Source organism: Microbacterium sp. NPDC012755 (genome assembly GCF_042901325.1).
GTDB lineage: Bacteria > Actinomycetota > Actinomycetes > Actinomycetales > Microbacteriaceae > Microbacterium > Microbacterium natoriense.
Genome location: NZ_JBIBCT010000001.1, coordinates 2,727,186 through 2,754,092, shown reverse-complemented (window position 1 = coordinate 2,754,092; position 26,907 = coordinate 2,727,186). Strand labels below are relative to the sequence as shown.

Genomic DNA, 26,907 nt, shown 5'->3' with positions numbered 1-26,907 from the left:
GGTGGATGCGTCGGGATTCGCGCTCAGACGACCTGGATCGTCCAGATCGCGTGCATGCGCCACACCATGATCGCGATGGCGAACGCGGCCACGCCGAGGATCACCGTGCTCCATCTGCTGCGCTCCATCAGGGCCCACAGCACGGCGCCGATCGGCAGGAGGACGGCGGACACCAGGTACACCCAGAACTCGAGGAGATCTCCCGTCGGCGGGTTCCCCACCAGCGGCGCCACGATCGAGACCACGACCTGCACGATCAGCAGCGCCTCGACGGCGGCGAGAGCGCCGACCGTGAAATCGCTGGGGCGGCGGCCCGCGAGTCCGGCCGAGACGCAGAACACGCCGGCGCCGATCGCGACGACGATCTGGACGATGGTCAGCCACAGGATCATTGTGCGACCTCCGGCATGTTCATCGCGCTCTTGAGGTCTGCACCGCGCTTCTCCACGACCCCGACGAGAACGCCGTCGTGATCGATCGCGGCGGCCAGAGCTCCGTCGAGTCGTGACGCCTGTCCCGGCAGCCTCTTGCCGTGGCGCAGATCCCTCGCATCCTCCGCCGAGACGTCGAGCGGCTGCAGGACCCGCGCCGCCGCCTGCGCTGGTGTGAGGGTCGGCGCCCCCTCGAGGGCATCGATGCCGACGGCATCCGCGACGTCGAAGTCGCCTACCCGCGTGCGACGGAGCGCTGTCAGATGGCCGCCGACGCCCAACCCCGATCCCAGGTCCCTCGCGAGCGAGCGGATGTAGGTGCCGGAGGAGCAGTCCACGATCACGTCGAGGTCGATGACGCCCTCCCCGTCACGGCGTGCCAGCACGTCGAAGCGGGACACCGTCACCTCTCTCGCGGCGAGCACGACCTCCTCACCCGCGCGCACGCGATCGTAAGCGCGCCTGCCGTCGACTTTGATGGCGGACACCGAGCTCGGGACCTGCGAGATCCGCCCCGTGAGCGAGCGGATGCCGTCGGCGATGCGCTCCTCCGTGACGTCGGCCCATGCGTCGGACGGCGCCTGGACGATGATCTCCCCGTCGGCGTCGTCGGTGCCGGTCGTCTGCCCCAGACGGATCGTCGCGACGTACGTCTTGTCGGCCCCGACGATGTACGTCAGCAGACGCGTCGCCCCTTCGATGCCGACGACGAGCAGGCCAGTCGCCATCGGATCCAGCGTGCCCGCGTGACCGACCTTGCGCGTTCCGAAAGCGCGTCTGGTGCGTGCGACGACGTCGTGGCTGGTCAGCCCAGCGGGCTTGTCAACGAGGAGGATGCCGGGCGAGACCATCCTCCCAGCCTACCGACGGCCGTCAGGGACGCTGCGCTTCAGCTCTCGACGGACGCACGGCGCGCGTCGGTCGCCTAGGCTGGCGAGATGCCCGCGATGACCTCTCCCGCGAGCGCGGGACTGCCGCGTCTGCCCGAGTGGTATCGCGGAGCCGCACGCGATCTCCCGTGGCGGCGACCGGAGTTCCACGACGAATACGGGGCGTGGGGAACGCTGGTCAGCGAGTTCATGCTGCAGCAGACACCGGTGACCCGTGTGATCCCGCACCTGAACGCGTGGCTCACCCGCTGGCCCACGCCGGTCGCTCTGGCCGCGGCCTCTCCCGCCGAGGTCGTGCACCAGTGGGCGAACCTCGGATACCCGCGTCGGGCACTGTGGCTGCACAGGGCGGCCATCGAGATCACCGAGCGCCACGACGGCGTGGTCCCGCGCGATGTGGACGCGCTGCTCGCGCTGTCCGGCATCGGCGACTACACCGCACGCGCCGTCGCTGTTTTCGCCTACGGCGACCGGCATCCCGTGGTCGACACCAACATACGACGCGTGCTCGCCCGCGCGATCCAGGGACAGGCCCAGCCCGCGCCCCCGTCGCGTCGCGATCTCGGTCTCATGGAGTCACTGCTGCCCGCTTCGGATGCCGAATCCGCGATCTTCAACGCCGCCGCGATGGAGCTCGGCGCCACGGTGTGCACGTCGAGGGCGCCCCGCTGCGAGATCTGTCCGCTTCTCGACGGGTGCGCGTGGGTGGCGGCCGGCCGACCAGACACGGGCGACCGGCGTCGCCGGCAGGCTGCCTTCGAGGGCTCGGATCGTCAGGCCAGGGGCGCCGTGCTGAGGATGCTGCGGGAATCGGCCCCTCGTCCGGTGCCGATCCCCGCGATCCTGCCAGAGTGGCCCGATCCGCAGCAGCGCGACAGAGCGATCGACTCGCTCATCGCAGACGGTCTCGCCGAGGCCGATGGAGAGCTGCTCTCCCTCCCCCGGTGAGCCCGATGCCGGCCACCGGCTAGGAGTACCGTCCGGCGCGATGAGCCAACACAGTCAGCTCGACCCTGTTGCGCACGCCGAGCTTCACGAACACCCGACCGAGGTGCACCTCGACCGTGCGCACCGAGACGCGGAGATCGTCGCCGATCTCGCGGTTGGATCCTCCCGTCACAGCGCGCATCGCGACCTCCAGCTCCCTCGACGTCAGCACCGGCTCCCAGGCGCGGCGGCACGCACTGACGAGGCTGTCTTCCGCGTCAGCCGCACGATCCTCCCGTTCCACCGCTGAGAGACGTTCCTCGGCGTTGCGGGCCCACGCCTCGGCGCCGGCCGTCTGGAACAGGGTCAGCGCCGTCTGGAGATGCTCGCGGGCCACGGCTGGCTCGTCCCTGACCAGTGCACGGGTGCCGAGCATCGACTCGACCCTGGCACGGGAGAACGGGGACGCGAGAGCCCTCGTCGCGAGGACGATCTCGTCGCGCTCCCGTCGCCACCGCGCATCAGGCGTCGCCGCGATGCGCGACATGAGCTCACGCGACAGCCGGGCGTCCGGCGGCTCGATCAACGGGGACGCGGGCGCTCCGTCATCGCGGACGAGTTCGTCGAGCTCGGGGACGGAGAACTGTCCTCGGGGAGAGCCGCGGTCCGCCCAGAGCCTCAAGAACGACGACGCCTCGTCGACCTCTCCCCTGAGGAACGTCTCGACGGCGTGATCCACGAGCCGGTCGATGCGGACAGCGGACGGCAGCGACGCTGTCAGCGCCTCGGAGATCGGACCGATGCGTCCGCTCACGGCGAGGTCGAGTCGTCGTGCCAGGACCACCCCGAGACCGGCGAAGGGCATCGCGACGGGGAGGGCGAGCGCCGCCTCCCGAAGTCGCTCCCTGGCGTGGCCGAGATCGCCCCGCCAGACGAGAAGCAGCACCTCGACGACGGCGCGGTACGCCGCGACGAGCGGGCTGTGTTCGAAACCGGCGACGAACGGGTCGACCTCGGTCCCGAGTCCGGACCCACCGGCCGCCAGGAACCTCAGCGCCTGATCGAGGTCGCCGTCGACCGAAGCGCGGAGAGCACGGAGCATCCCTCCGGTGAGCGGCCCGGCTCCGACCTCGCCGTCGATCTCGTCCTCCCCGGCGATCAGCCAGGCGAGAGTGACGACGGGGTCGCGCAGCGTGCTCTCGGCTCCGACTCTCGCGCAACCTTCACGCAGAGCCTCCAGCCAGGTCCGCATCCCCCGTCGATCGCCGCGCTCCGCGCTGAGGACGGCGGCGAAGGCGGCTGCTCGCGCCCACGAATACCAGTCCTCGTCGTCACCCGACTGCGGCCGGAGCGAACCGGGCTCCACCTCGGGGACCGCGCCCTGAAGGAACGCCTCGGCGACCACGAGTCCTCCGAGCCCCTGCAGGCGAAAGCGCTCCGTTCCAGCCGGGAACAGCGCGCCGAGCCAGGCCGCCGCCTCCGCGGCGTATCCGGCACCGATCGCGGCGGCGCCGGCGACCTGACGCGCCTCGTCGAGATCCGATCCAGTGGCGTGCGCGGCGGCCTCCGCCGCGAGGAGCAGTGCACGATCGGGGTGTCCCGACTCAGAGAGTCTCCGTGCGATGCGGGTCAGCTCCGGCGCGGTCTCAGGGATCCCGTACGACGAGGCGCGCGCGCGATGCCAGTCCGCGTCCACTCCGGCGCCGGGCGCGCCGAAGATGCGGGCGAGCCTCTCGTGCACCGAGGCCTCGACGACCGGGTCCGCGGTCGCCCGCAGCCAGACCTCGAGAAGAGGATCAACTAGTCGAATCCGCCCCGCGCGCACGACGAGGTGCGCGCCGATCGCACTCCGCATCAGCTCCTCGGCGCTCCGGCCGTCGAAAGCGAGCAGCGGCGCCAGCGCATCGTCGAGGCGCAGAGCGAGGGCGAGGAGGAGATCGCGGTCGCGGTCGCTCCATTCGATGCCGTCGTATCGCGCCGTGATCGACGCGACCAGCGGCAGCGGAGAAGGAAGCGGGCGCATCCCCGTGCGCACGGCAGGGTCGAGGATGCGCACGACATCACGGATCGCCTCACGGTCGCCGTTCAGCTGAGCGGCGATGCGGGCCATCACATGTGGTGCGCAGGTCAGCGCCGCGTCTCGAAGGTCCGCGAGGACCTCTTCGATGACCGGCGCCGCGAAGCGACTGCTCGAAACGTTGATGCTGTTCCCCCCGGATGTGCGAGAACCTCCTCGCACAGCCGAGGGTAGCAAAACCCCGGACGGGGATCAGCGATCGGCGTCGTCGTCCGCGTGGACGTACGGGTCCGCGTCGCCGGCGTGCGATGCCGAGGACGCGAGCCTGGCGACCTCTGCATCATGCTCCTGCGCCTGGCGAAGCAGCGCGGAGATGTGGTCCGCGTTCTCCGGCAGGGCGTCCGGGATGAACTCGAGCGTCGGCACGAGGCGCGTGCTGAGCTGCTTGCCCACCTCGCTGCGCAGCATCCCCGTGGCGGAGGTGAGAGCGGCGCCGCTGGCGAGACGCTCCTCCTCCGTGCCGAGAACGGTGTAGAACACGGATGCATGCTGAAGATCGCCGCTGACGCGGACGTCGGTGATCGTGACGAAGCCGAGGCGCGGATCGCGCAGCCCCTTCTCGAGCCTCTCGGCGAGGATCACGCGGATGCGGTCCGCAAGACGAGCCTGTCTTTCACCAGCCATTGTTCTCTCCCTCTACGAAGCCTTCGGGCGAGGATGCGCTCAGCATCCTCGCCCGAAGATATCGAACTCGATCAGCCGCGAGGCTTCTCGACCATCTCTGTGGTCTCGATCTCGTCGCCGATCTGGATGTCGTTGTACTTGCCCAGGCCGATACCCGCCTCGTAGTCCGTGCGGACCTCGGTGACATCGTCCTTGAAGCGGCGCAGCGACTCGATGGCGAGGCCATCGGCGAGCACGACGCCGTCGCGGATGACGCGAGCCTTGGCGTTTCGCGTGATCGTTCCCGACCGCACGATGACACCGGCGATGTTGCCGAACTTCGAGGAGCGGAACACCTCGCGGATCTCGGCGACACCCGACTGGACCTCTTCGTACTCCGGCTTGAGCATTCCCTTGAGGGAGCTCTCGATCTCGTCGATCGCGTTGTAGATGACCGAGTAGAACCGGATGTCGACGCCTTCACGGGAGGCGCGCTCGCGCGCCTTCGTGTCGGGGCGGACGTTGAAGCCCACGATGATCGCGTTGTCGATCGTCGCCAGGTTCACATCCGACTCGGTGATCGCACCGACGCCGCGGTGGATGATGCGCAGCTGCACCGAGTCATCGACCTCGATCTTGAGGAGCGACTCCTCCAGCGCCTCGACGGCACCGGAGACGTCACCCTTGATGATGAGGTTGAGCGACTCGACCTTGCCGTCTTCGAGAGCACGGGTGAAGTCCTCGAGCGAGATGCGCTTGCGGGCCTTGGCCAGCTGGGCGTTGCGCTCGACCGCTTCACGCTTCTCAGCGATCTGGCGGGCCATGCGGTCCTCCTCGGTGACGATGAAGACGTCACCGGCACGGGGCACCGAGTTCAGACCCTGCACCTGCACCGGGCGCGACGGGTAGGCCTCGAGGACCTGCTCGCCGTTCTCGTCGGCCATGGCGCGCACGCGACCGTAGGCGGTGCCCGCGACGATCGCGTCGCCGACCCGGAGGGTTCCGGACTGGATCAGCACGGTGGCGACCGAACCGCGGCCCTTGTCGAGCTTCGCCTCGATGGCGACGCCTCGAGCGCCCTTGTTCGGGTTGGCCGTGAGGTCGAGACCGGCGTCGGCGGTGAGCAGCACGGCGTCCAGGAGCTCCTGGATGCCGGTTCCCGCACGGGCCGAGACGTCGACGAACATGACGTCGCCGCCGTACTCCTCTGCGACGAGACCGTACTCGGTGAGCTGCTGACGGACCTTGGCCGGGTTGGCCTCGGGCTTATCGACCTTGTTCACCGCGACCACGATCGGCACGTTCGCCGCCTGGGCGTGGTTCAGGGCCTCCACCGTCTGCGGCATGATGCCGTCGTCAGCCGCGACCACGAGGATCGCGAGGTCGGTGACCTGCGCACCACGGGCACGCATGGCGGTGAACGCCTCGTGACCGGGGGTGTCGATGAACGTGATGGCGCGCTCGATGCCCTCGTGCTCGGTCCAGACCTGGTAGGCGCCGATGTGCTGGGTGATGCCGCCGGCCTCACCCTCGATGACGTTGGTCTGACGGATCGCGTCGAGCAGTCGCGTCTTACCGTGGTCGACGTGACCCATGACGGTGACGACGGGAGGACGGATCTCGAGGTCGTCCTCGCTCTCGTTCTCCAGCTCGGCCTCGAGGTCGAGACCGAAGCCCTCGAGGAGCTCCTTGTCCTCGTCCTCGGGCGAGACCATCTGGATCTTGTAGCCGAGCTCGGCGCCGAGGACCTCGAAGGTCGCCTCATCCAGCGACTCGGTGGCCGTGGCCATCTCGCCGAGGTTGAAGAGGATCGTGACCAGGGTTCCCGGCTGCACCGTGTAACCGGTCAGCGTCTCGATCTTGTCGGCGAAGTCCGCGATCGATGCGCCGCGACGCATGCGGATGGTCTCCCCGTTGCCACGGGTGACGTTGACGCCACCGACGACCGGAGCACTCCGCATCTCGAACTCTTGCCGCTTCGCCCGCCGCGACTTGCGCTGCTTGCTCTTGCCGCCGCCCTTGCCGAAGGCACCGGCGGTACCGCCGCCAGGACCACGACCGCGTCCACCGCCGCCACCCGGGCGACCGGCGAAACCGCCGCCGCCGGGACGTGCGCCGGGACCGGCGCCGGGTGCACCGGCGCCGCCGGGACGACCGGGGCCACCGGGACGCTGCTGGAACGGAGCGCCGGGACGACCGCCCTGTCCACCGCGCGGAGCGCCGGGACGGGGGGAACCTGGGCGCGGAGCGCCCGGGCGGGGCGCGCCGGGGCGCGGAGCCTGCGGACGCGGGATGTTGCCCGGCGTCGGACGCTGGCCCATGCCCTGCGCCGAAGCGAACGGGTTGTTGCCAGGACGCGGACCCGCGGGACGCTGACCCATCCCCTGCGAGGAGGAGAACGGGTTGTTTCCGGGGCGCGGCGCACCGGGCTTCGGAGCTCCGCCATCGGCGGGCTTCGGAGCTGCGGGACCGGGCTTGGCTGCGGCCTCGGAAGCCGCGGGAGCCGCCTCTGCCGGAGCTTCGGCGACCGCGGGAGCGGCCGGAGCAGCGACCTCAGGGGCCGGAGCAGGCTTGGGGCCGGGCTTCGGACCCGGGGTGGGGCCGGAGGGCTTGGCCGCTGCCGGCTTGGCTGCGGCGGGCTTCGACGCCGGGGCGGCGTCTGCCGAGGACTTCAGCGAGGCATCGGACTCGATCGCGGCGCGCAGCTTGCGCGCCACCGGCGGTTCGATGGTCGAAGAGGGGCTCTTGACGAACTCTCCGAGTTCCTTGAGCTTTGCAAGTGCGATCTTGCTGTCGACGCCGAGTTCGGCGGCGATCTCATGTACGCGTGGTTTACCAGCCACAATTCTCCTGTCGGGTTCGGTCCACCCAGACAGGGCAGACCACTAGTCGCGGACGGGTCTCATTTCGAGCCGTTCACTTTGTTTCCATAGCTGTTCAGCCTTTGTTTCTTGGCGAATAATCTTCGATGGTCTGCGTGTCCAGAATCGTGGACACACGCAGTGCTCGTCCGAAAGCGCGGCGCCGCAGTGCGGCGTCCATGCATTCCCGCGTCGGATGCACCCACGCGCCACGCCCCGGCAGCACAGCACTCTCATCGATGATGAGGATGTCGTTCTGGGACACCACCCTGAGCAGAGTGGAGCGGGGAGCACGCGCGCGACAGCCGACGCACGTTCGTACGGGTTCCATCTTACACCTGCGTTTCACCCGGACTCACCGCCCGAGGGGGCGAGTCCGGGAAGCGGATCAGTCCAGGACGCTGTCGGGCTGGATGTCGATCTTGGCGCCGGTCAGCTTCGCGGCCAGACGGGCGTTCTGCCCCTCCTTGCCGATCGCGAGCGACAGCTGGTAGTCGGGGACCAGCGCGCGGACGGCCTTGGTGCCGGCATCGAGGATGAACGAGCTCGTCACCTTGGCCGGCGACAGCGCGTTCGCCACGAAGGCCGCGAGCTCGGGGTTGTAGTCGATGATGTCGATCTTCTCCCCCGCGAGCTCCTCGGTCACCGCGCGGACGCGACGGCCGAGTTCGCCGATGCAGGCGCCCTTGGCGTTGATGGCCGGGTCGTTGGCCTTCACCGCGATCTTGGTGCGGTGCCCGGCCTCACGGGCGAGCGAGACGATCTCCACGAGTCCGCCGGCGATCTCCGGCACCTCGAGCGCGAACAGCTTGCGCACGAGACCGGGATGCGTGCGGGAGACCGTGATCTGCGGGCCCTTGAGTCCCTTGGCCACGCTGGTCACATAGACGCGGAGGCGCGAGCCGTGGGTGTACTCCTCGCCAGGGACCTGCTCCTCTGGCGGGAGGATGGCCTCGACGGAGCCGAGGTCGACGTGGATCATCCGCGGGTTCGGCCCCTGCTGGATGACGCCGGCGACGATGTCGCCCTCCTTGCCGCGGAACTCGCCGAGCACCGCGTCGTCTGCGATGTCGCGCAGACGCTGGCTGATGACCTGCTTCGCGGCGAAGGCGGCGATGCGGCCGAAGTCGTCGGGAGTCGCGTCCTCCTCGCCGATGACGGCGCCCTCTTCGTCGGTGACGACCTGGAGCACGTCGACGTGACCGGTCTTGCGGTCGAGGGAGACGCGGACGCCCTCAGGCGCGGGGCCGTCTCCGGCGACGTGCTTGTTGTACGCCGTCAGGATGGCCTGTTCGATGATCGACACGAGTTCGTCGAAGGGAATCGCCTTCTCCTTCTCGATCCCACGCAGCAGACTCAGTTCGATGTCCATGACGGCCTCTCTATTCAGCTCTCGCCTCGCGCAATCGACCGCGGGCATCGGTCCAGGATACCGGAAGCGGGCGGCATCCCGCCCTCTCAGCCGGTCAGGGCGACGCGGGGGGCGTGCAGCGATAGCCTGGGCGCGACGCCGGAATGCGGCGAGCCGCACCGCTGCGGCGACGGAACGCAGGAGGAACGCGTGACCAGGTTCGACACCATCGTTGTGGGTGCAGGCATGTCGGGGATGACGAGTGCACGGATGCTGACGGATGCCGGCCAGCGGGTCGTCGTGCTCGAGGGACGCGATCGGATCGGCGGACGGATGAACACCGACCGCGCGGCCGGCTTCCCCGTCGACCTCGGCGCCTCGTGGATACACGGGATCGACGGGTCGCCGCTGTGGGATCTCGCACAGGCCCTCGGCATCCCGACCCTCGAGTACACGGTCGGCAGCTTCCAGGCGGGCGGTCGCCCGATCGAGAACTTCGACGGGGACGGCGCGGCGATGGATGCCGCCGCCACGGCGCAGTGGATCGCCGACGTCGACGAGGCCGATCGCCTGCTCGTCGAGGAGATCGCTTCCTCCGCTCCCGGCGACACCTACCTCGACGTGACCGAGCGCGCGCTGGACCGCTCAGGACTCGACGCGGAGCGCATCGACGAGATCCGCGAGTTCTTCCGCCATCGCGTCGAGGAGCAGTGCGGCGCCTGGATCGGCGATCTCGACGCGCACGGACTCGACGAGGATGCGATCGACGGCGACGAGGTCATCTTCCCGCGCGGCTACGACGAGCTCCCGCGCCGGATCGGCGCCGGACTCGACGTGCGGCTGAACCGCATCGTCACCGGGGTGTCCCGCTCCGCGAGCGGCGTCGTCGTCACCGCGGATGGCGAGGATTTCACGGCCGATCGTGTCATCGTCACGGTGCCTCTCGGCGTGCTCAAGACCGGGAGGATCGCCTTCACCCCACCGCTCCCCGACGAGGTGTCCGGCCCGATCGAGCGCTTGGGCATGGGTGTGTTCAACAAGGTGTTCGTCCAGTTCCCCGAACGGTTCTGGAACGAGGACAGCTATGTCATCCGAGCGCTCGGCGAAGCGGGCGAGCACTGGCACTCCTGGTACGACGTCTCCGCGGTGAGCGGTCTGCCGACACTCCTCACGTTCGCCGCCGGACCGTTCGGCCGGCGCATGCAGGAGCTGTCAGACGAGGATGTCGTGGCCGACTCCGTCGCCGCCCTCCGTGCGCTGTACGGCACGAGGGTCCCCGCACCGACGGCGCACTGGATCACCCGCTGGGGGCAGGATCGCTTCTCGGACGGTTCCTACTCGCACCTGGCCGTCGGTTCGTCGCACCACGACCACGATGCTCTCGCCGGCCCGGTCGACGACGTCCTCCACTTCGCCGGCGAGGCGACGTGGGGAGACGAGCCCGCGACCGTGGGCGCCGCGTTCTACTCGGGCCACAGGGCCGCGGAGAGGATCCTCGGCCGCCCCGTGGACCTCGCGGCGTTCGCCGCCGCGATCAGGGAGCGGGAGCAGACGGCAGATCGTTGATCGCGCGGATCAGGCGGAACAGCTCCCCCACGCGGTACTGATCGAGGTGCAGGGACAATCGCGGCAGATCGAGAAGGTCGTCGTCGGCGACCTCGGGCTGGCGAGGCGCGGTGCGCTCGATGCGACCTGAGATCAGCATCCCGGCGAACCGCTCGTTGAGATCCTCGATCTCGGCGTCGGTGGGCGCGTTCCTCAGCCGGAGCACGAGCGTGCCGCCGACCCAGCGCAGGGAGTCGTAGTTGCGCCAGAACCCGGTGATCTCCGCCGTCGCGGCCTCGATCGAGTCGGTGATGACGACACGATCGAAGTCGCCCTCGGAGATGACTCCGGTCGGAGCGAGATCCTCGTCGATGAACCGCTTGAGTCCGGTCCAGAAGGTGCCGCCCTTCTCATCGAGCAGCACGATCGGCATCGGCTCCGCCTTGCCCGTCTGCTGAAGGGTCAGCAGCTCGAACATCTCGTCCAGCGTTCCGAAGCCGCCGGGCAGGCAGATGAAGCCGCGCGATTCCTTCATGAGCATGAGCTTGCGGGTGAAGAAGTACTTCATCGCGACCACGTGGTCCGAGGCCTCGATGATCGCGTTCGCCTTCTCCTCGAAGGGCAGACGGATCGAGACGCCCAGCGAGAGGGCAGGACCCGCTCCTTCGGCCGCCGCCTGCATGATGCCGGGGCCCGCCCCGGTGACGACCATCCAGCCGTCGGCGGCGAGCGCCGACGCCACGTCCCGCGCCTGGCGATAGAGCGGATCGTCCTGCCTCGTGCGGGCCGATCCGAACACCGTGACCTTCGGCACTCCGCCGTAGGGGGCGAACAGGCGGAACGCATCCCGCATCTCGGCGAGCGCAGCCGAGGCGATCTTGAGGTCGAGGCGGTCGGCGCCGTCCTCTCCGAGGAGGATGGCCGTGCGCAGCATCCGCATCACCAGTCGCCGGTCGGACCGCACTCCGGCGTCGTCGAGCACTCTGTTGATCTCGGCGCTGAGCGCTTCGGGGAGTGGTTCCTCAGTCATGCGTCCAGCGTGTCACGCGAACCGCCGCACAGCCGACGCAACGCCGCCGGTCAGCGAGCGTTCACCTCGGCGACCGCCGCCCTGACCTCCTCGTGCGGGAGCGCGTGGCTGACGTGTCCGTCACGGCCGACCATGTCCTCCGCCGCGACCAGAGTGTTCCACACCGCCTCGTCGACGGCTTCGGCGACCGCGGTGAGGAACGGGTCGATGCGCCCCCACGGGATGAAGCGCAGGGTCTCGTACTCTGCGCGGTCGTCCGAGGGGAACGAGGAGGTGAGAGCGCCCTCGTTCGCCGTGGACAGCGCGAGCATGATGTCGCCGGAGAAGTGCCCTCCGGCCGTGCCGCTGCGTCCGAGACCGATCGCTCCTCGCCGTGCCAGCGCGCCGCACTGACCGGGCAGCAGGGGCGCATCCGTGGCGATCACGACGATCGCCGATCCTGCCCCACCGGGGGCGCGCAGTCGTTCCCGGTCCCGATGGAACCAGTCGTCGCGCTCCATCGGGTTCGGCGCGGCAGAGCGCGACCCCAGCGGGATGCCGTCCAGGCGCAGCTCGTCGCGCGAGCCGAAGTTGGCCTGGATCAGCACGCCGACGGTGTACTCGTCATCGCCGTGCCGGACGACCCTGGATGAGGTGCCCGTCCCGCCCTTGAATCCGTAGCAGTTCATCCCGGTTCCGCCGCCGACGCTGCCCTCGGCCACTGGCCCCTCGGACGCGGAATCCAGCGCCTCCCGCGCGGTCGACGCCGTGACATGGCCGCCGTTGATGTCGTTGAGGTAGCCGTCCCACGTCTCCCCCACGACCGGCAGCATCCACTGCGCGGCGACGTGCGGCGCCACCTCGGCCACCCACTGGTCGATGCCGCTGTGCACCGCACCCACGGAGTGCGAGCTCGTGATCCCGATCGGCATGGACAGCGCGCCGGACTCGTCGATCCACGCGCGTCCGGTGAGCTCTCCGTTGCCGTTGAAGGAGTGGACGGCGGCGGCGCAGGGCACGCCGACTCCGGAACGCCCTCGCGGCAGGATCGCCGTCACGCCGGTCCGCACCGCGCCTGCACCCTCCCCCTCGATCAGCGTCCGCTGACCGACGGCGAGCCCCGGTACGTCGGTGATCGCGTTGAGCGGGCCGCTCCTCCCGGCGAATCCGATGCCGAGGTCGCGTGCCCTGACGGGGCGCTCCGTGCGCGCCGTCTCCGCGGATGACTCCATCACTGCTCCGATCAACTATGAACGATTGTTCAGATTCTAGTCACCGATTTCCCTGTTTTGCTTGACACACACAGGTTAACCCTTTTGAATCACTGTTCAGAAGATCGCATACGATCCTCACACCCGACCCGTCAGATTCCGGAGCCGCAGATGTCTCACCCGAATCCTCCGTCCGTGCCCACGACGACCACCACCACACTCGCACAGAGGCGTCTCGGCGTGTGGGCGATCGTGTTCTTCGTCGTCTCCGCCGCCGCTCCCCTGACCGTCGTCGCGAGCGCAGCGGCGACCGACTTCCGCCTCGCCGGCATCGGAGGGCCAGGGGCGATGCTCGCGAGCGGCGTCGTCCTCATCCTCTTCGCTTTCGGATTCACGGCGATGTCGCGCTACGTGCGCAACACCGGTGCGTTCTACGTCTACGGCGCGCGCGGTCTCGGTAAGCCGATCGGGATCGGCATCGTGTTCGTGACGATCTTCTCGTACGCGGCGCTGTGCATCTGCTTCTACGGATTCGTCGGCTTCTTCGGCGAGATGACGTTCGCTGCGCTCTTCGGCATCGAGCTGCCGTGGACCGTCTACGCGATCGTGGCTCTGCTGATCGTCGGCGTGCTCGGCTATCGCAAGATCGACGTCGGCGCGAAGGTCCTCGCCGTGCTGCTCACCGCGGAGGTCGCGATCCTGCTGATCCTCGCGATCGCCGTCCTCGCGCAGGGAGGGCCCGAGCCGATCTCGTTCGCCTCATTCGCTCCCGAGAACGTCTTCTTCGCCGCGGGCAGCGGTGCCCTGTTCGTCTTCGGCTTCGGCGCCTACCTCGGGTTCGAGAGCACGGCGATCTACACCGAGGAGGCGAAGGATCCGGCTCGGACCGTTCCCGCCGCCACCTACATCTCCATCGCCTTCCTCGCGGTGTTCTACGCCTTCACGTTCTGGATCCTCACCGTCGCCTTCGGCGTGGACGGCGTGCTCAAGCTCGCGCTGCAGGACGACTTCCAGGACATGGTGTTCCACGCCGGCGACCAGTACCTCGGCGCCTGGGCCGGAATCACGATGCGGATCCTCATCGTGACGAGCTTCTTCGCCTGCCTCCTCGCCTTCCATAACGCCAGCTCCCGCTACCTGTTCTCGCTCGGCCGCGAGCGGCTGCTGCCGTCATGGCTCGCTCAGACGCAGCCCACCACTCAGGCCCCCCACCACGCGAGTCTCGTCATGTCGATCGTCTCCCTCGTCGCCGTGCTCGTCACTCTCGTCACAGGGGCCGATCCCTTCCTGGGTTTCGCGCTGCCGGTGTACTCGATCGGCGTCGCGGGTCTCGTCTTCGCACAGGCGGTGGCCGCGATCGCCGTGGTGGGCTTCTTCCTCAAGGACAGGAGGGACCACAGCGCGTGGCGCGTGATCGTTGCCCCTGCCCTCGGCGCCCTCGGGCTCATCGTCGGCTGGGTGCTCATCGCGATCAACTTCGACCTCGTGACCGGCCTCACTGGGCCGATCAACCTCGCCCTGCTGGCCCCGACGCCGGTGCTGTTCCTGGCGGGGATCGTGACCGGCTTCATCCTCAGGAGCCGCCGCCCCCAGCACTATGCTGAACTGACCACGCTCGTTCCCGACGACGAGTGACGTCGGGCGAGAAGGAGAAGGACGTGGCCGAGCAGCGAGGACGCGCCGTCCGTCGCGCGGAGCTGATCTCCGCCACCAGGAGGGTCGCCCGCCGGAGCGGCATCGGCGGCACGAACGTGCGGGCCGTCGCCGCGGAGGCCGCGGTGAGCACGGGGAGCGTGCTCTACTACTTCCCCAGCTTCGACGAGCTGATGTACGCCACCGTCGAAGGCGTCCTCGAGGAGATGTACGAGCAGAGGCGGATGATCGCCGAGGGGCAACCCGATCCGGCGAAGCGGCTCGTCGCGCTGATCACCGCGGGCGTGCCCGATGAGATCAGCGATCACCTGCGCATGGCGTACGAGAGCATCCCCCTGCTCCGCGAGCAGCCGGAGTATCGCCCGCTGCACCGTTCCATCGTCGAACGACAGGTGTCGCTGTACCGCTCGACGATCGAGGTCGGCGCCGCGATCGGGGTGTTCCGCCCCACGGCCGATCTCACCGTGATCGCACGCAACATCGTCGCTCTCGAGGACGCCTACGACCTCTACCCGCTGATCGGGCTGGAGCACGGCGCCGCCACCTACCGGGCGAACATCGTGTCGTACGCGCAGACCGCGCTCGGCTGCGAGCTCACGCTCTAGACGCGAAGAGAGCCGCGCCGCCCTCAAGGACGGACGCGGCTCTCGTCGTGATCAGCGGCGCGACAGCCGCTCGAGAGCGTCGTCGACGGAGACCGTGTCGCGGTCGCCGGTGGCACGGTCCCACAGCTCGACCTGGCCGTCTGCGGCACCCCGACCGACGATGACGATCTTCGGCACGCCGACCAGCTCGGCGTCTCCGAACTTCACGCCGGGAGAGACCTTGGGCCGGTCGTCGTAGAGCACGTCGAGTCCTGCGGACTCCAGCTGCGCCGAGATGTCGGCGGCCACGTCGAAGGCGACCTGATCGCGGCCCGCCGCCACGACCTGCACGTCGAAGGGCGCGACGGATGCCGGCCAGATGAGGCCCTTGTCGTCGTTGTTCAGCTCGGCGATGATCGCGAGGATGCGGGTCACGCCGATGCCGTAGGAGCCCATGGTGACGGTCACGAGCTTGCCGTTCTCGTCGAGGACCTTGAGCCCCAGCGCCTCCGCGTACTTGCGACCGAGCTGGAAGACGTGACCGATCTCCATGCCACGCGCGAGCTCCACGGGGCCGGAGCCATCGGGAGCGGGGTCGCCCTCGCGCACGTTCGCGATCTCCACGACGCCGTCCGCGGTGAAGTCGCGTCCCGCGACGACCGAGTGCGCGTGCTTCTGATCGATGTTCGCGCCCGTGATCCAGCTGGTGCCCTCGCTGACGCGCGGGTCGACCAGGTAGCGGATGCCGGTGGCAGACTCCTCACCGAGGATCGCGCCGGTCTCCGACCAGGGGCCGATGTAGCCCTTGACCAGCAGCGGGTTGTTCTCGAAGTCGTCCGCAGTGGCGGTCTCGACCTCGGCGGGTGCGAAGGCGACCTCCGCGCGCTTCTCGTCGACCTCACGGTCGCCGGGGATGCCGACGATCACGAGCTCGCGGGTGCCGTCGAGGTGGGTGAGGGCGAGCACGACGTTCTTCAGCGTGTCGGCGGCGGAGTACTCGCCGTCGAGGTTCGCATTGGCGTGCGCGACGAGCGTCTCGATCGTCGGGGTGTTCGGAGAATCGAAGATCACGGGGGACGCATCGGCGTCGAACGGCACGGCGGCGGGAACCGCCGTCGTGAAGGCCTCGACGTTCGCCGCGTAGCCGCCGGCGCTGCGCACGAAGGTGTCCTCGCCGACGGGAGTCGGGTGCAGGAACTCCTCGCTGCGGGAACCGCCCATGGCACCGGCATCCGCCTGCACGATCACGTACTCCAGGCCGAGGCGCTGGAAGATCCGCTCGTAGGCGTCGCGCTGGGCCTGGTAACTCACGTCGAGACCGGCGTCGGACGAGTCGAAGGAGTAGGCGTCCTTCATCGTGAACTCGCGTCCGCGGAGCAGGCCGGCGCGCGGACGCGCCTCATCACGGTACTTGTCCTGGATCTGGTAGATCGTGAGGGGCAGGTCCTTGTAGGACGAGTAGAGGTCCTTCACGAGCAGGGTGAAGGCCTCCTCGTGCGTCGGGGCGAGCAGGTAGTCGCCACCCTTGCGGTCCTGGAGGCGGAACAGCAGATCGCCGTACTCCTCCCAGCGGCCGGTGGCCTCGTACGCCTCACGCGGCATGAGCGCCGGGAAGTGCACCTCCTGAGCGCCCGCTGCGGCCATCTCCTCTCGGACGACGGTCTCGATCCTGGCCTTCACGCGCAGACCGAGCGGCAGCCACGCGAAGATGCCGGCCGCCTGCGGTCGGATGTATCCGGCGCGGATCAGCAGCTTGTGGCTGGCGATCTCGGCGCCAGCCGGGTCTTCACGGAGTGTGCGGAGGAAGAAATTGGAGAGACGAGTGACCACGGGCCCAGTCTAGTGACCCGTGGTCGCCCGCCTTCACGGGCTCAGTTGAGCGCAGGGAGACCAGAGGGGATGACGCCGCCCGCGTACAGGCTCGCCGCGAGCTCCTGTACGGCCGTCAGCGCCACGCGCTGCGGCAGCGGACCGTAGGAGATGCGGGCGACGCCCAACGACTCGTACTGGGCCGCGGTGAGCGCGCCGGGGAGGCCGATCACGCTGACCTTGCGCTCTCCGATGCCCTCGACGAGCTGACGGGTCACCGCCTCGTCGAGGATTCCGGGGACGAAGACGGCGGTGGCGCCGGCGTCGAGATAGGCGCGCCCGCGGTGGATCGCGTCGGCGATGCTCTCCTCCACCGGACGACCTCCCCCGCGCACGAAGGCGTCGGTGCGGGCGTTGAGAGCGAACGGCACACCCTCGGCCTCCGCGGCCTTCACGATGGCCGCGACGGCCGCGACCGACTCGTCGAGAGGCCGGAGACGATCCTCGACATTCGCGCCGACGACGCCGGCGGCGATCGCGAGACGCGTGGTCTCCCCCGCATCGCCGTACCCGTCGTCGAGGTCGGCGGTGACCGGGACGTCGACGGCCGCCGCGATGCGGCCGACCATGTCGATCATGGTCTCGCGGGGAGTCGCGCCGTCGTCGTAGCCGAAGGACGCGGCGACGCCGTGGCCGGCCGTGGCGATGGCTCTCGTCTCGGGCAGCGCGGCGACCGCGCGCGCGGAGACGACGTCCCACACGTTCACGACGCGAAGGATCTCGGGGGCTTCGTAGAGGCCGATGAGGGTCTGGGCTTTCGCAGCAGTGGTCATGAGACCACGCTAGTGCGGCGAACGGACACAGGGGCCTGTGGATCGCGTCGGATGACGCGTCGCTGAAAGCCTCGGAATCGCCGCGGCATAGTGTGGGGGCATGCCCCAGCGTCGATCGCATGTCGCCCCGTCCGCCGCGCAGACCGAGCTGGCCGCAGCGCTGGCACGCCTCAGGGAGGAGTCGGATGCGCCGAAGGACTTCTCCCCCGAAGCCCTCGCCGAGGCCGAGCGCGTCTCGGGCTCCGAGCCGGACCTGGATCTGAGGGACATCCCCTTCGCGACGCTCGATCCCGCCGGGTCGCGCGATCTCGATCAGGCGTTCCAGCTGGAGCGCGACGGATCGGGTTACACGGTCCGATACGCGATCGCCGATGTCCCGTCGTTCGTCGCTCCGGGCGGGGCTGTGGACGCGGAAGCACGTCGTCGCGGACAGACGCTGTACGCCGCGGACGGCACGATCCCGCTGCATCCGCGCGTGCTGAGCGAGGACCGGGCATCCCTGCTCCCCGATGTCGATCGCCCCGCCCTCGTGTGGACGTTCTCGTTGGACGAGGCGGGCATCGTCGGCGATTTCCGCCTGGAGCGCGCCCTCATCCGCTCGCGAGCACAGCTGGACTATGTGAGCGCCCAAGCGTCCCTGGACCGTGGAGACGACGGCCCCGCTTCGCTGCTCCCCGAGATCGGCGCGCTGCGCATCGAGCAGGAGAGGCTGCGCGGTGGCGCCAGCCTCAACCTTCCCGATGAGGAGGTGGTACGCGCCCCCGACGGCGCATACGCGATCGAGAGACGTCGGCCGCTTCCCGTCGAGGACTGGAACGCGCAGCTGTCGCTCATGACGGGCATGGCCGCGGCATCCCTGATGCTCGACGCCAGAGTCGGGGTGCTGCGCACGATGCCCCAGCCCGACGAGAGGTCCTTCGACGAGTTCCGCCATCAGACGGCCGCGCTGGGTCGCCCGTGGACGACGGGGCGCTACGGCGACTATCTGCGCGGGCTCGACCGTGCGGATCCGCTGACCCTGCCGATCCTCGAAGCCGCGGCCTCGCTGTTCCGCGGAGCGGGCTACGTCACCTTCGACGGCGCCGTTCCCGACGACGTGACCCAGGCGGCGATCGGGGCCCCCTACGCCCACACCACCGCTCCGCTGCGACGCCTGGTCGACCGCTGGTCTCTCGTCATCTGCCTCGCGATCTCACGGGGCGCCGAGACGCCGTCCTGGGCGCGCGACTCGTTCGCCGAGCTTCCCGCGCTCATGCAGGAGTCCGGACAGCGTGCGTCGAAGCTCGACGCCGCGACGATCAACTGCGTCGAGGCCGCCCTCCTGACGCCGCTCGTCGGCTCGACGATCGAGGCGACCGTGATCGCCGTGCACGGCACCAAGGGCAGGGTGCAGATCGCCGAGCCGGCCGTCACGGCGACGGCGCCGCTCCCCGCGGACGCCACCCCCGGTTCCACGGTGCGCCTCACCGTCGTGCGCGCGGACATCGCCCGCGGAGAGGTCGAGTTCGCGTTGTGACCCTCTGGCATGCCGGGCGCCTGACCCCAGGGCAAGACGCGTGGGTCGCACGACATCTCGCCGATCCGGTGCTCGTCGCCGACATGTCGTGGAACCTCATCGACACCGCGGTGCTGCATGTACGCGATCGCAGCGGCAGCCGCGACCGTGTCGTCAAGGCCGGCGGAGCCGACAACCACCACATCCCGCGAGAGCTCATCGCGCATCGGACCTGGACCGATGTGCTCACCCGTTCCGGGCATGCTCAGCGCCTGATCGACGCGGACGACGGGCACAGGGTCCTCCTGCTCGAGTACCTGCCGGGAACCCTGGTCCAGGACTCCGCTGCGAGACTCGACTCCGACATCCACCGTCAGGCCGGTCGGCTGCTCCGTCTCTTCCACGATCAGGCGACGCTGATCGATGAGACCTTCGATTCCCGTGCGTCGGCGAAGTCGCTTCAGTGGCTGGACCGTCCTCATCGAATCGCTCCCGAACTCGAAGAACGGGCCCGCGGCATCCTTTCGGCCGACGTCACCACGGACGTCGGTCTCGTCCCCACGCACGGAGACTGGCACGAACGGAACTGGCTCCTCCACGACGGCGTGGTGCGCGCAATCGACTTCGGCCGCTTCGACTTCCGTCCCGCGATCGCCGACTTCACCCGGCTCGCCGCCGGAACGTGGCGCACACACCCTGCACTGGAGCGGGCGTTCTTCGAAGGATACGGAGAGGATCCGCGCGAGTCGGAGCCCTGGCGACGCGAGATGTTGAGGCAAGCGATCGGAACCGCGTGCTGGGCGTATCAGGTGAACGACGCGGCTTTCGAAGCCCACGGACATCGGATGCTGCGAGACGCCCTCGACGCGTTCAGCGACCGGCTCTGATCTGTTCCACGCCGAGCATAGGCTTCCAGACATGGACCTTCTCACTCTCGCTGAGCGCTTCAACGCCCGAAACTATCCCGACGCGACGATCGCCGTCGTGGGAGGGAGCACCGCCCGCGGCGAGCGCACCGCGTCGAGCGACATCGATCTGCTCCTGCTCTCAGGAGACCACAGGAGCTTCGCCGACCGTGTCGACGCCGAGCTGGAGCGCGCGGGAGGGCGTGTGCGCGCGGGGTTCGTCCGCTGAACTCACGCGAGACGAGGCCTGCCGACGTAGGCTCGGCGGCATGGCCATCTCCCCGTATGTGCGCGATCTCCGCAGCCGAGTCGGACACGACCTCCTTCTCCTGCCCGGCGTGACCGCGGTGATCCGCGACGGCTCGCGCTTCCTCCTCGCGCGACAGCACGGATCGCCGAGCTGGGGAACAGTGGGCGGGAGCATCGAGCCAGGAGAAGAACCGCAGGAGGCCGTGGCCAGGGAGGTGCGGGAGGAACTGGGCATCGATCCCATCGTCGGCGGCATCGTCGGCGCGTACGGTGGAAGCGATTTCGTCTTCGAATACGCGAACGGCGACCGTGTGAGCTACGTCAGCATCGCCTACGAGTGCCGGCTGCCTGCGGGCGCGAACATCTCCTTCGTCGACGACGAGCTCGTCGAGACCGGCTGGTTCACCCGAGAAGAGGTCGCGACGCTGCCCCGGGACCCCTGGGTCGATCGGATCCTCGAGGATGCCGCGCACAGGCCGGAGACCGCCGACGCGTGAACATATGACGCGGCCGAGCGCCTGCCCGTCGGGCTACGGCGTCAGGATGCGGGAACGGCGGTCGTCGTCATCACGAGGAGCTGCGGATCGCTCAGGTCGAGCGTCACCGAGATCGAGGCGAACTCCGCCAGCGATGAGACGTGGGTGCCTCCGCAGAGGATCTCCGCCGTGCCCTCCGGGAGCTCGCACACCCAGGTGCGGCGGTCGACGATCGTCGGGCCGTCGGTCACGATGCGGCTCGGAGCGGATGCCGCCACCCACGCGGCCAGCTGCGCGTTGATGCTCGCCTCACGATCGGCGAGGGTCGCCGAGAACGTCTCCGTGTCGAAGCCTGCCCTGCGCAGGCTCTTGCCGAGCCGGTACTCGTCGACGGCGCCGTCCTCGTGGATTCGGCTCGATTGATTCGCGCGCCCCTCGAAGTCGGGCGTCCCGAGGGCGTCCGCCCCCGGGTCCTTGCGCCACAGGTCAGCGACCGCGAGATCCAGCGCCAGTGAGGCGAGGTGGCATGCCGTGTGTCCGCGGCTCAGCCCCGCGCGTCGACCGGCATCCGCCGCCAGCGTGACCTCAGCCCCCTCGACCAGCCAATCCGGAGCTGCGCCGTCGAGCCGATGGGCGACGAGCCAGGTCCATCCTTCCGCGCCGCGTTTGACCGGGATGTCGACCCCCACCGCGAAGGCGCCGTCATCGGATGCCGCCGCCATGACGGCCTCGGCCACACTCGCGGTGTCGCCGCCGTGAGAGATCGTGCCGGCGTCTCCCGGCTGGTCCGGCCAGGTGTGGTCGACCGGGTGGAACGGCGTCGCGTCCACCACGACCACGGCGCCGTCGGCTCCGCCGCGCTCGACGCGGGTGACGATGCCGTCGCCCGCGAGCGCACCTGCGGCGAATGACACGACAGTGGACGAGGACATGGTTCTCCTAGGGATTCAGCCGAGGGACGAGCGAACGCTCAGTGCCCGGGCGGGATGGTGAAGCTGGCGAGCCTGTCGCCGTCGACCACGAAGATGCCGTCCGACTCGCCGTTGAAGACGCGACTCGCCCAGCCGAAGCGGATGCGCGTGGTGTCGCCCTCGGTCTCGGACGAGAGCACGGTCATGCGCGCGCCTGCGCCGATGGCGTCGCTGTCAGCCCACCCCCGGACGCCGTCGGGACCCGCCTTGACGGTTCCCCAGTCGCTCACGAAGCCGGCGGGGGTGAAGGCCGCGACGAAGGCGTCGGTGTCGGCCGCGTTGATCGCGTCGATCATCGCCTGGACAGGTGTGGGCAGCTGCGACATCTTCGTCTCCTTGCGGTTCTCGGTCAGACCGTGACGACCTGAGCGGCGCCGAGCGGGGCGTCAGGCCCCATCTCCGCGGCGATGCGGTTCGCCTCTTCGATGAGCGTGGCGACGATCTCGGCCTCGGGCACGGTCTTGATGACCTCTCCCTTGACGAAGATCTGGCCCTTGCCGTTGCCCGAGGCGACGCCGAGGTCTGCTTCACGGGCTTCACCCGGACCGTTGACGACGCAGCCCATGACGGCGACCCGCAGCGGGACCGTCATGTCCTTGAGGCCCTCGGTGACGTTCTCGGCGAGCGTGTAGACGTCGACCTGCGCACGTCCGCACGACGGGCAGGAGACGATCTCGAGCTTGCGCTCGCGGAGGTTCAGCGACTGCAGGATCTGGTGACCGACCTTCACCTCTTCGGCGGGCGGGGCCGACAGGGAGACGCGGATGGTGTCGCCGATGCCCTCACCGAGGAGGATGCCGAACGCGGTGGCGCTCTTGATCGTGCCCTGGAACGCGGGACCGGCCTCGGTCACGCCGAGGTGCAGGGGCCAGTCGCCCCGTTCGGCGAGCTGACGGTACGCCTTGACCATCACCACGGGGTCGTTGTGCTTGACGGAGATCTTGAAGTCGTGGAAGTCATGCTCCTCGAAGAGCGACGCCTCCCAGACGGCGCTCTCCACGAGAGCCTCCGCGGTGGCCTTGCCGTACTTCGCGAGGATCCGCTTGTCGAGCGAGCCCGCGTTCACCCCGATGCGGAGAGACACGCCGGCGGCCTTGGCCGCCTCCGCGATCTTGCCGACGTTGCCGTCGAACTCGCGGATGTTGCCCGGGTTCACCCGGACGGCGCCGCACCCCGCGTCGATCGCGGTGTAGATGTAGCGCGGCTGGAAGTGGATGTCGGCGATCACCGGGATCTGGCTCTTCATCGCGATGATCTTGAGCGCGTCGGCGTCGTCCTGGTGCGGCACGGCCACGCGGACGATCTCGCACCCTGATGCCGTGAGCTCGGCGATCTGCTGGAGAGTGCCGTTGATGTCGGTGGTCTTCGTGGTCGTCATGGACTGCACGGTCACCGGAGCGTCGCCGCCCACGAGCACCTTGCCCACCTTGATCTGGCGGGACTTGCGGCGGGGGGCGAGGACTTCGGGGAGCTTCGGCATTCCCAGGTTCACTGCTGGCACCTCTCAAGCCTACGCCGCCCGCACGCGCCGGGGCTGGATGACAGCCCCACGTCATCGGCCCGCCCTGGTCCGATCACCTGTGATAGTTTTCACCACATGCTCGCGAACCTCACCTGGTGGCCCGCCTCCTAGGCGGTGTGTTCGCGTTCCCACGAATCCAGACCGCCTCCAGGGGCGGTCTTTTCGTTTGAGCCGCGCCCGATACCTCGCACAGGAGACATCGATGACCCTCTCACGCCTCGCCGAGCTCAGCGCAGACCCGGCGGCATCCTTCGTGCTGATCGCGCGCGACGGAGCGGACACGGTCGAGCTGCTCACCGGCGACGTCGTCGACGTCGATCTGCTCGCCGACATCCCGCTGATCGTCGACGGCGCCGCACGGGAGGTCTTCGCGATGGTGCCCTATCGCCAGGTGCGGGAACGCGGCTTCGTCGCTCAGGATGACGGCGCCCCGCTGCGGTGCATCGTCGTCGACGAGCACCTGCACCTGCCGACCCCCGAGGTGCTCTCCGCACTTCCGTCGGCCTCCGTCCCGCTCCGCGACGACGGCTTCGACATCGACGACGAGGAGTACGCCGCGATCGTCGAGCGCGTGATCGCCGACGAGATCGGCCGCGGAGAGGGCGCGAACTTCGTGATCCGCCGCGACTTCACCGCGAACATCGACGTCGACGACCGCACCGCCGCTCTCACCTGGTTCCGCGCCCTGCTCACGCATGAGCGCGGCGCCTACTGGACCTTCGCCGTCTTCACACCGGGCCACATCGCCGTCGGCGCGAGCCCCGAGGCGCACGTGGTCGCCCGCGACGGCATCGTCACGATGAACCCGATCTCCGGCACCTTCCGCCACCCCGCGGGCGGAGCCACGAAGGAGACCCTGGTGGACTTCCTCTCCTCCACGAAGGAGACGGAGGAGCTCTTCATGGTCGTCGACGAGGAGCTGAAGATGATGAGCGCCGTCTGCTCCGACGGCGGCCGCATCACCGGGCCGCACCTCAAGGAGATGTCGCGCCTCACGCACACGGAGTACATGCTCCGCGGCCGCAGCCGCCTCGACCCGCGCGACATCCTCCGCGAGACGATGTTCGCCCCCACGGTGACCGGCTCCCCCATGCAGAACGCCTGCGCGGTCATCCGCCGTCACGAGCGCAAGCCCCGCGGCTACTACTCCGGCGTCGCCGCCCTGTTCACGCCGAACGCCGAGGGCGGTCACGACCTCGACGCGCCCATCCTCATCCGCACGGTGTACCTCGAGGACGGTGCGCTCAGCGTTCCGGTCGGCGCCACCCTCGTGCGCCACTCCGACCCGTACGGCGAGGTGAGCGAGACCCACGGCAAGGCCGCCGGCGTACTGGGGGCGATCGGCGCCATCGATCGCGACCGGGTCGCCGAGGCGCGCAGCGATGCCGACGCCCCGACCGAGCCGCGCCCTCTCGCCGAGGACCCGACCGTCGCCGAGCTGCTCTCCTCCCGCAATGCGCGACTGGCCGAGTTCTGGCTCAACCCGCAGGGCGAGGAGTTCACCGGTCCGTTCACGGGACGCACGGCCCTCGTTGTGGATGCCGAGGACCGCTTCACCACGATGCTCGCCCATCAGCTGCGCCATCTCGGCCTCGACGTCACGATCGCCCCGTGGAACGAGGTACAGGATGCCGCGGTCGACGCGGCGGACCTCGTGGTGGCGGGGCCTGGCCCCGGGGACCCGCGGGACCTGTCCAGCCCCCGCATCTCGCGGATGCGGGAGGTCGTGGCGCGCCGTCTCGACGCCCGGGCTCCGCTGCTCGCCGTGTGCCTGAGCCACCAGATCCTCGCCGATCGGCTCGGCATCGCTCTCACTCCCCTCGCGACACCGCACCAGGGGCTGCAGAAGTCGGTGCCCGTGTTCGGCGAGAACGCCTCGATCGGCTTCTACAACACCTTCACCGCGCGAGTGGATCCCGGCACGACGAGCGTGGATGGGGCCGAGGTGTCGGCGGATGCCGCGTCCGGCGACGTCTACTCGCTGCGCGGAGAGCGCTTCTCCTCCGTGCAGGGGCACCTCGAATCGATCCTGTCGCGCGACGGCATCCGCACGCTCGATCGGCTCGTCACGCACGCCCTGGCCTGACAGGTCCCGCGAGCGCGCAACAGCAACGGGGATCGTCGGCGGCTCAGCCTCCGAGCAGGTTCACCGGGTTGAACAGGTCGGCCACCAGGAGAAGCGCGCCCATCGCGATGAGCAGCGTCGCCACGACCACGGTGAGCGGCACGAGCTTCGTCGCGTCGACCGGCGCGGGCGGGGGCCGTCGGAAGAGCTTCGCCCAGGCCCGCTTGATGCCGTCCCACAGCGCGACCACGATGTGGCCGCCGTCGAGCGGAAGCAGCGGGATCAGGTTGAACACGAACAGCGCGACGTTCAACGATCCGAGCAGCCCGAGCAGCACCGAGAACCGGTTCAGGATCGGCGCATCCGTCGCCGCGACCTCTCCGGCCAGACGCCCGACGCCGACGACGCTCAGCGGGCCGTTCGGGTCACGCTCGCCTCCGGTGACCAGCGAGGCGCCGATGTCCCACAGCTTCACCGGCAGCGTCACGATCAGCGACGCCACACGTGCGACGCTGTCGGCCGCCATCTCCGGCCCCGCCGTCAGCGGCTGCTGTACGAAGCCCATCTGGGCTCCCATGCCGACATAGCCGACGGTCTTCACGACCTGCTCGCCCTTCGCATCGAGCACGGGCCGACCGCTCGCGTCGGTGAGCTTGCGCTCGGCGGCGACCGGCGTGATCTCCAGCGTCTTCTCGGCGCCGTCCCGCAGCACCACCAGATCCAGGGTCTTTCCGGGAGACGCCTGCACGATCGAGGTCGCCTCCGCGAAGTCGGAGACGGGTTGTCCGTCGAGCGACACCAGCACATCTCCCGGCTTGATGCCCGCCTCGGCAGCGGGCGCCTCCGGGTCATCCGCCCCGCACTCGGTCGCCGTGGAACCGGCGGGGAGCACGCACTGGCTCACCGAGGCGATCGTGGTCGTGCCCTGCTGCACGCCGATCCCCGAGACGAGGACGGTGAAGATGACGACGGCGAGGATCAGATTCATCAGCGGGCCGCCGAGCATCACGATGACGCGCTTCCATACCGGGAGCCGGAAGAAGACGCGCTCCTCCGCCCCCTCCGCGATCGTCTCGTCGTTCGCCGACCTGGCGTCCTGGATGAGAGTGCGGAAGACGCCCTTGGCCGGACCCGAGCCCTTCGAGTCGGGGTACATGCCCGACATCGAGATGAAGCCGCCCAGCGGCAGCAGCTTGAATCCGTACTCGGTCTCGCCGATCCGCTTCGACCAGATCCGCGGACCGAAACCGATCATGTACTGGCCGACGCGCACGCCGAAGAGCTTCGCGGGGAGGAGGTGGCCGATCTCGTGCAGTCCGATCGAGAGGCCGAGGCCGATCAGCATGAACAGGATGCCGCCCACATAGAGCAGTGTTTCCACGTGCCTACGCTACTGGTCGCAGCCTAGGAATCAGCCCGGCACCGCCCCGAGGATAGGCT

The 26,907-nt window shown here is 69.2% G+C and carries 24 protein-coding genes; 9 read left to right on the top strand and 15 right to left on the bottom strand.

Annotation, left to right across the window (positions count from 1 at the left end):
- Window positions 1–23: 23 nt before the first annotated feature.
- Window positions 24–392, bottom strand: coding sequence for a hypothetical protein (locus ACFY5A_RS12750; RefSeq protein WP_341942419.1), 369 nt, complete (start codon window positions 390–392; stop codon window positions 24–26).
- The gene (gene truB, locus ACFY5A_RS12745; RefSeq protein WP_387234515.1) at window positions 389–1,282 is read right to left on the bottom strand and encodes a tRNA pseudouridine(55) synthase TruB; all 894 of its coding nucleotides are present in this window, start codon (window positions 1,280–1,282) and stop codon (window positions 389–391) included. Before truB ends, ACFY5A_RS12750 begins: the two co-directional genes overlap by 4 nt.
- An 87-nt stretch (window positions 1,283–1,369) precedes the next feature.
- Between truB and ACFY5A_RS12740 the strand changes: the two genes are divergently transcribed.
- Window positions 1,370–2,269, top strand: a complete 900-nt coding sequence (locus ACFY5A_RS12740; protein ID WP_387234512.1) for an A/G-specific adenine glycosylase — start codon at window positions 1,370–1,372, stop codon at window positions 2,267–2,269.
- Between the two features lie 19 nt (window positions 2,270–2,288).
- Here ACFY5A_RS12740 and ACFY5A_RS12735 read toward each other — a convergent pair whose 3' ends face one another.
- The 5 genes from ACFY5A_RS12735 to nusA all read right to left on the bottom strand — a co-directional run bounded on the left by ACFY5A_RS12735 (window position 2,289) and on the right by nusA (window position 9,161).
- Window positions 2,289–4,358, bottom strand: a complete 2,070-nt coding sequence (locus ACFY5A_RS12735; protein ID WP_387234509.1) for a response regulator transcription factor — start codon at window positions 4,356–4,358, stop codon at window positions 2,289–2,291.
- A gap of 159 nt (window positions 4,359–4,517) precedes the next feature.
- Window positions 4,518–4,949, bottom strand: coding sequence for a 30S ribosome-binding factor RbfA (gene rbfA, locus ACFY5A_RS12730; RefSeq protein ID WP_105674619.1), 432 nt, complete (start codon window positions 4,947–4,949; stop codon window positions 4,518–4,520).
- Window positions 4,950–5,020: 71 nt separating this feature from the next.
- Window positions 5,021–7,771 carry a translation initiation factor IF-2 gene (gene infB / locus ACFY5A_RS12725; protein WP_341942422.1) on the bottom strand — a complete coding sequence of 917 codons (2,751 nt, stop codon included), beginning with the start codon at window positions 7,769–7,771 and terminating at the stop codon, window positions 5,021–5,023.
- Between the two features lie 94 nt (window positions 7,772–7,865).
- A complete protein-coding gene (locus ACFY5A_RS12720) occupies window positions 7,866–8,120 on the bottom strand; it encodes a YlxR family protein (RefSeq protein WP_105674623.1) in 255 nt (84 codons plus the stop codon).
- 57 nt (window positions 8,121–8,177) lie between these two features.
- Window positions 8,178–9,161, bottom strand: coding sequence for a transcription termination factor NusA (nusA, locus tag ACFY5A_RS12715; RefSeq protein WP_105674625.1), 984 nt, complete (start codon window positions 9,159–9,161; stop codon window positions 8,178–8,180).
- Window positions 9,162–9,350: 189 nt separating this feature from the next.
- On the opposite strand from nusA, the gene ACFY5A_RS12710 reads away from it, so the two are divergent.
- A complete protein-coding gene (locus tag ACFY5A_RS12710) occupies window positions 9,351–10,706 on the top strand; it encodes a flavin monoamine oxidase family protein (RefSeq protein WP_387234506.1) in 1,356 nt (451 codons plus the stop codon).
- On the opposite strand, the gene ACFY5A_RS12705 is transcribed toward ACFY5A_RS12710, so the two are convergent.
- Together ACFY5A_RS12705 and ACFY5A_RS12700 are read right to left on the bottom strand one after the other, a co-directional pair.
- Window positions 10,675–11,715, bottom strand: coding sequence for a TIGR00730 family Rossman fold protein (locus tag ACFY5A_RS12705; RefSeq protein ID WP_105674629.1), 1,041 nt, complete (start codon window positions 11,713–11,715; stop codon window positions 10,675–10,677). The genes ACFY5A_RS12710 and ACFY5A_RS12705 overlap by 32 nt on opposite strands.
- Before the next feature lie 50 nt (window positions 11,716–11,765).
- A complete protein-coding gene (locus ACFY5A_RS12700) occupies window positions 11,766–12,926 on the bottom strand; it encodes a P1 family peptidase (protein ID WP_387234502.1) in 1,161 nt (386 codons plus the stop codon).
- A 174-nt stretch (window positions 12,927–13,100) separates the two neighbouring features.
- On the opposite strand from ACFY5A_RS12700, the gene ACFY5A_RS12695 reads away from it, so the two are divergent.
- Together ACFY5A_RS12695 and ACFY5A_RS12690 are read left to right on the top strand one after the other, a co-directional pair.
- Window positions 13,101–14,540 carry an APC family permease gene (locus ACFY5A_RS12695; RefSeq protein ID WP_387234499.1) on the top strand — a complete coding sequence of 480 codons (1,440 nt, stop codon included), beginning with the start codon at window positions 13,101–13,103 and terminating at the stop codon, window positions 14,538–14,540.
- Between the two features lie 23 nt (window positions 14,541–14,563).
- Window positions 14,564–15,163, top strand: coding sequence for a TetR family transcriptional regulator (locus ACFY5A_RS12690; RefSeq protein WP_105674722.1), 600 nt, complete (start codon window positions 14,564–14,566; stop codon window positions 15,161–15,163).
- A gap of 51 nt (window positions 15,164–15,214) precedes the next feature.
- On the opposite strand, the gene ACFY5A_RS12685 is transcribed toward ACFY5A_RS12690, so the two are convergent.
- The gene (locus ACFY5A_RS12685) at window positions 15,215–16,972 is read right to left on the bottom strand and encodes a proline--tRNA ligase (protein WP_387234496.1); all 1,758 of its coding nucleotides are present in this window, start codon (window positions 16,970–16,972) and stop codon (window positions 15,215–15,217) included.
- 41 nt (window positions 16,973–17,013) lie between these two features.
- Window positions 17,014–17,784 carry an isocitrate lyase/phosphoenolpyruvate mutase family protein gene (locus ACFY5A_RS12680; protein WP_387234493.1) on the bottom strand — a complete coding sequence of 257 codons (771 nt, stop codon included), beginning with the start codon at window positions 17,782–17,784 and terminating at the stop codon, window positions 17,014–17,016.
- A 100-nt stretch (window positions 17,785–17,884) separates the two neighbouring features.
- Here ACFY5A_RS12680 and ACFY5A_RS12675 point away from each other — a divergent pair, with 100 nt between their 5' ends.
- Genes ACFY5A_RS12675 through ACFY5A_RS12660 form a run of 4 tightly spaced genes read left to right on the top strand, consistent with a single transcriptional unit; the run spans window position 17,885 to window position 20,930 of the window.
- Window positions 17,885–19,300: an RNB domain-containing ribonuclease gene (locus tag ACFY5A_RS12675; RefSeq protein WP_387234490.1), complete on the top strand. Its 1,416-nt coding sequence runs from the start codon at window positions 17,885–17,887 to the stop codon at window positions 19,298–19,300.
- A complete protein-coding gene (locus ACFY5A_RS12670) occupies window positions 19,297–20,166 on the top strand; it encodes a phosphotransferase (protein ID WP_387234488.1) in 870 nt (289 codons plus the stop codon). Before ACFY5A_RS12675 ends, ACFY5A_RS12670 begins: the two co-directional genes overlap by 4 nt.
- Before the next feature lie 31 nt (window positions 20,167–20,197).
- On the top strand, window positions 20,198–20,413 hold the full coding sequence (locus ACFY5A_RS12665; RefSeq protein ID WP_387234485.1) for a nucleotidyltransferase domain-containing protein: 216 nt from the start codon (window positions 20,198–20,200) through the stop codon (window positions 20,411–20,413).
- A 40-nt stretch (window positions 20,414–20,453) separates the two neighbouring features.
- On the top strand, window positions 20,454–20,930 hold the full coding sequence (locus ACFY5A_RS12660; RefSeq protein WP_387234482.1) for an NUDIX domain-containing protein: 477 nt from the start codon (window positions 20,454–20,456) through the stop codon (window positions 20,928–20,930).
- Between the two features lie 41 nt (window positions 20,931–20,971).
- Here the strand turns inward: ACFY5A_RS12660 and ACFY5A_RS12655 are convergent, their stop codons facing one another.
- From ACFY5A_RS12655 to ispG, 3 genes are read right to left on the bottom strand one after another with little or no spacing between them, the layout of a single operon-like run.
- The gene (locus tag ACFY5A_RS12655; protein WP_387234479.1) at window positions 20,972–21,841 is read right to left on the bottom strand and encodes a hypothetical protein; all 870 of its coding nucleotides are present in this window, start codon (window positions 21,839–21,841) and stop codon (window positions 20,972–20,974) included.
- Between the two features lie 38 nt (window positions 21,842–21,879).
- Window positions 21,880–22,206 (bottom strand): nuclear transport factor 2 family protein, encoded by a 327-nt coding sequence (locus ACFY5A_RS12650; RefSeq protein ID WP_387234476.1) that lies wholly within the window; start codon window positions 22,204–22,206, stop codon window positions 21,880–21,882.
- A gap of 23 nt (window positions 22,207–22,229) precedes the next feature.
- A complete protein-coding gene (ispG, locus tag ACFY5A_RS12645; protein ID WP_181155891.1) occupies window positions 22,230–23,381 on the bottom strand; it encodes a flavodoxin-dependent (E)-4-hydroxy-3-methylbut-2-enyl-diphosphate synthase in 1,152 nt (383 codons plus the stop codon).
- 223 nt (window positions 23,382–23,604) lie between these two features.
- Here ispG and ACFY5A_RS12640 point away from each other — a divergent pair, with 223 nt between their 5' ends.
- Window positions 23,605–25,488 carry a chorismate-binding protein gene (locus ACFY5A_RS12640; protein WP_341942432.1) on the top strand — a complete coding sequence of 628 codons (1,884 nt, stop codon included), beginning with the start codon at window positions 23,605–23,607 and terminating at the stop codon, window positions 25,486–25,488.
- A gap of 43 nt (window positions 25,489–25,531) precedes the next feature.
- On the opposite strand, the gene ACFY5A_RS12635 is transcribed toward ACFY5A_RS12640, so the two are convergent.
- On the bottom strand, window positions 25,532–26,848 hold the full coding sequence (locus ACFY5A_RS12635) for a site-2 protease family protein (RefSeq protein ID WP_341942433.1): 1,317 nt from the start codon (window positions 26,846–26,848) through the stop codon (window positions 25,532–25,534).
- Window positions 26,849–26,907: the final 59 nt, after the last annotated feature.

Coding starts and splice junctions, on each gene's coding strand:
- ACFY5A_RS12660 (WP_387234482.1), top strand. CDS start 20,454: ATGGCCATCTCCCCGTATGTGCGCGATCTCCGCAGCCGAGTCGGACAC.
- ACFY5A_RS12735 (WP_387234509.1), bottom strand. CDS start 4,358: ATGGCCCGCATCGCCGCTCAGCTGAACGGCGACCGTGAGGCGATCCGT.
- rbfA (WP_105674619.1), bottom strand. CDS start 4,949: ATGGCTGGTGAAAGACAGGCTCGTCTTGCGGACCGCATCCGCGTGATC.
- ACFY5A_RS12750 (WP_341942419.1), bottom strand. CDS start 392: ATGATCCTGTGGCTGACCATCGTCCAGATCGTCGTCGCGATCGGCGCC.
- ACFY5A_RS12640 (WP_341942432.1), top strand. CDS start 23,605: ATGACCCTCTCACGCCTCGCCGAGCTCAGCGCAGACCCGGCGGCATCC.
- ACFY5A_RS12650 (WP_387234476.1), bottom strand. CDS start 22,206: ATGTCGCAGCTGCCCACACCTGTCCAGGCGATGATCGACGCGATCAAC.
- ACFY5A_RS12680 (WP_387234493.1), bottom strand. CDS start 17,784: ATGACCACTGCTGCGAAAGCCCAGACCCTCATCGGCCTCTACGAAGCC.
- ACFY5A_RS12740 (WP_387234512.1), top strand. CDS start 1,370: ATGCCCGCGATGACCTCTCCCGCGAGCGCGGGACTGCCGCGTCTGCCC.
- ACFY5A_RS12675 (WP_387234490.1), top strand. CDS start 17,885: ATGCCCCAGCGTCGATCGCATGTCGCCCCGTCCGCCGCGCAGACCGAG.
- ACFY5A_RS12720 (WP_105674623.1), bottom strand. CDS start 8,120: ATGGAACCCGTACGAACGTGCGTCGGCTGTCGCGCGCGTGCTCCCCGC.
- ACFY5A_RS12700 (WP_387234502.1), bottom strand. CDS start 12,926: ATGGAGTCATCCGCGGAGACGGCGCGCACGGAGCGCCCCGTCAGGGCA.
- ACFY5A_RS12655 (WP_387234479.1), bottom strand. CDS start 21,841: ATGTCCTCGTCCACTGTCGTGTCATTCGCCGCAGGTGCGCTCGCGGGC.
- truB (WP_387234515.1), bottom strand. CDS start 1,282: ATGGTCTCGCCCGGCATCCTCCTCGTTGACAAGCCCGCTGGGCTGACC.
- ACFY5A_RS12665 (WP_387234485.1), top strand. CDS start 20,198: ATGGACCTTCTCACTCTCGCTGAGCGCTTCAACGCCCGAAACTATCCC.
- ACFY5A_RS12705 (WP_105674629.1), bottom strand. CDS start 11,715: ATGACTGAGGAACCACTCCCCGAAGCGCTCAGCGCCGAGATCAACAGA.
- nusA (WP_105674625.1), bottom strand. CDS start 9,161: ATGGACATCGAACTGAGTCTGCTGCGTGGGATCGAGAAGGAGAAGGCG.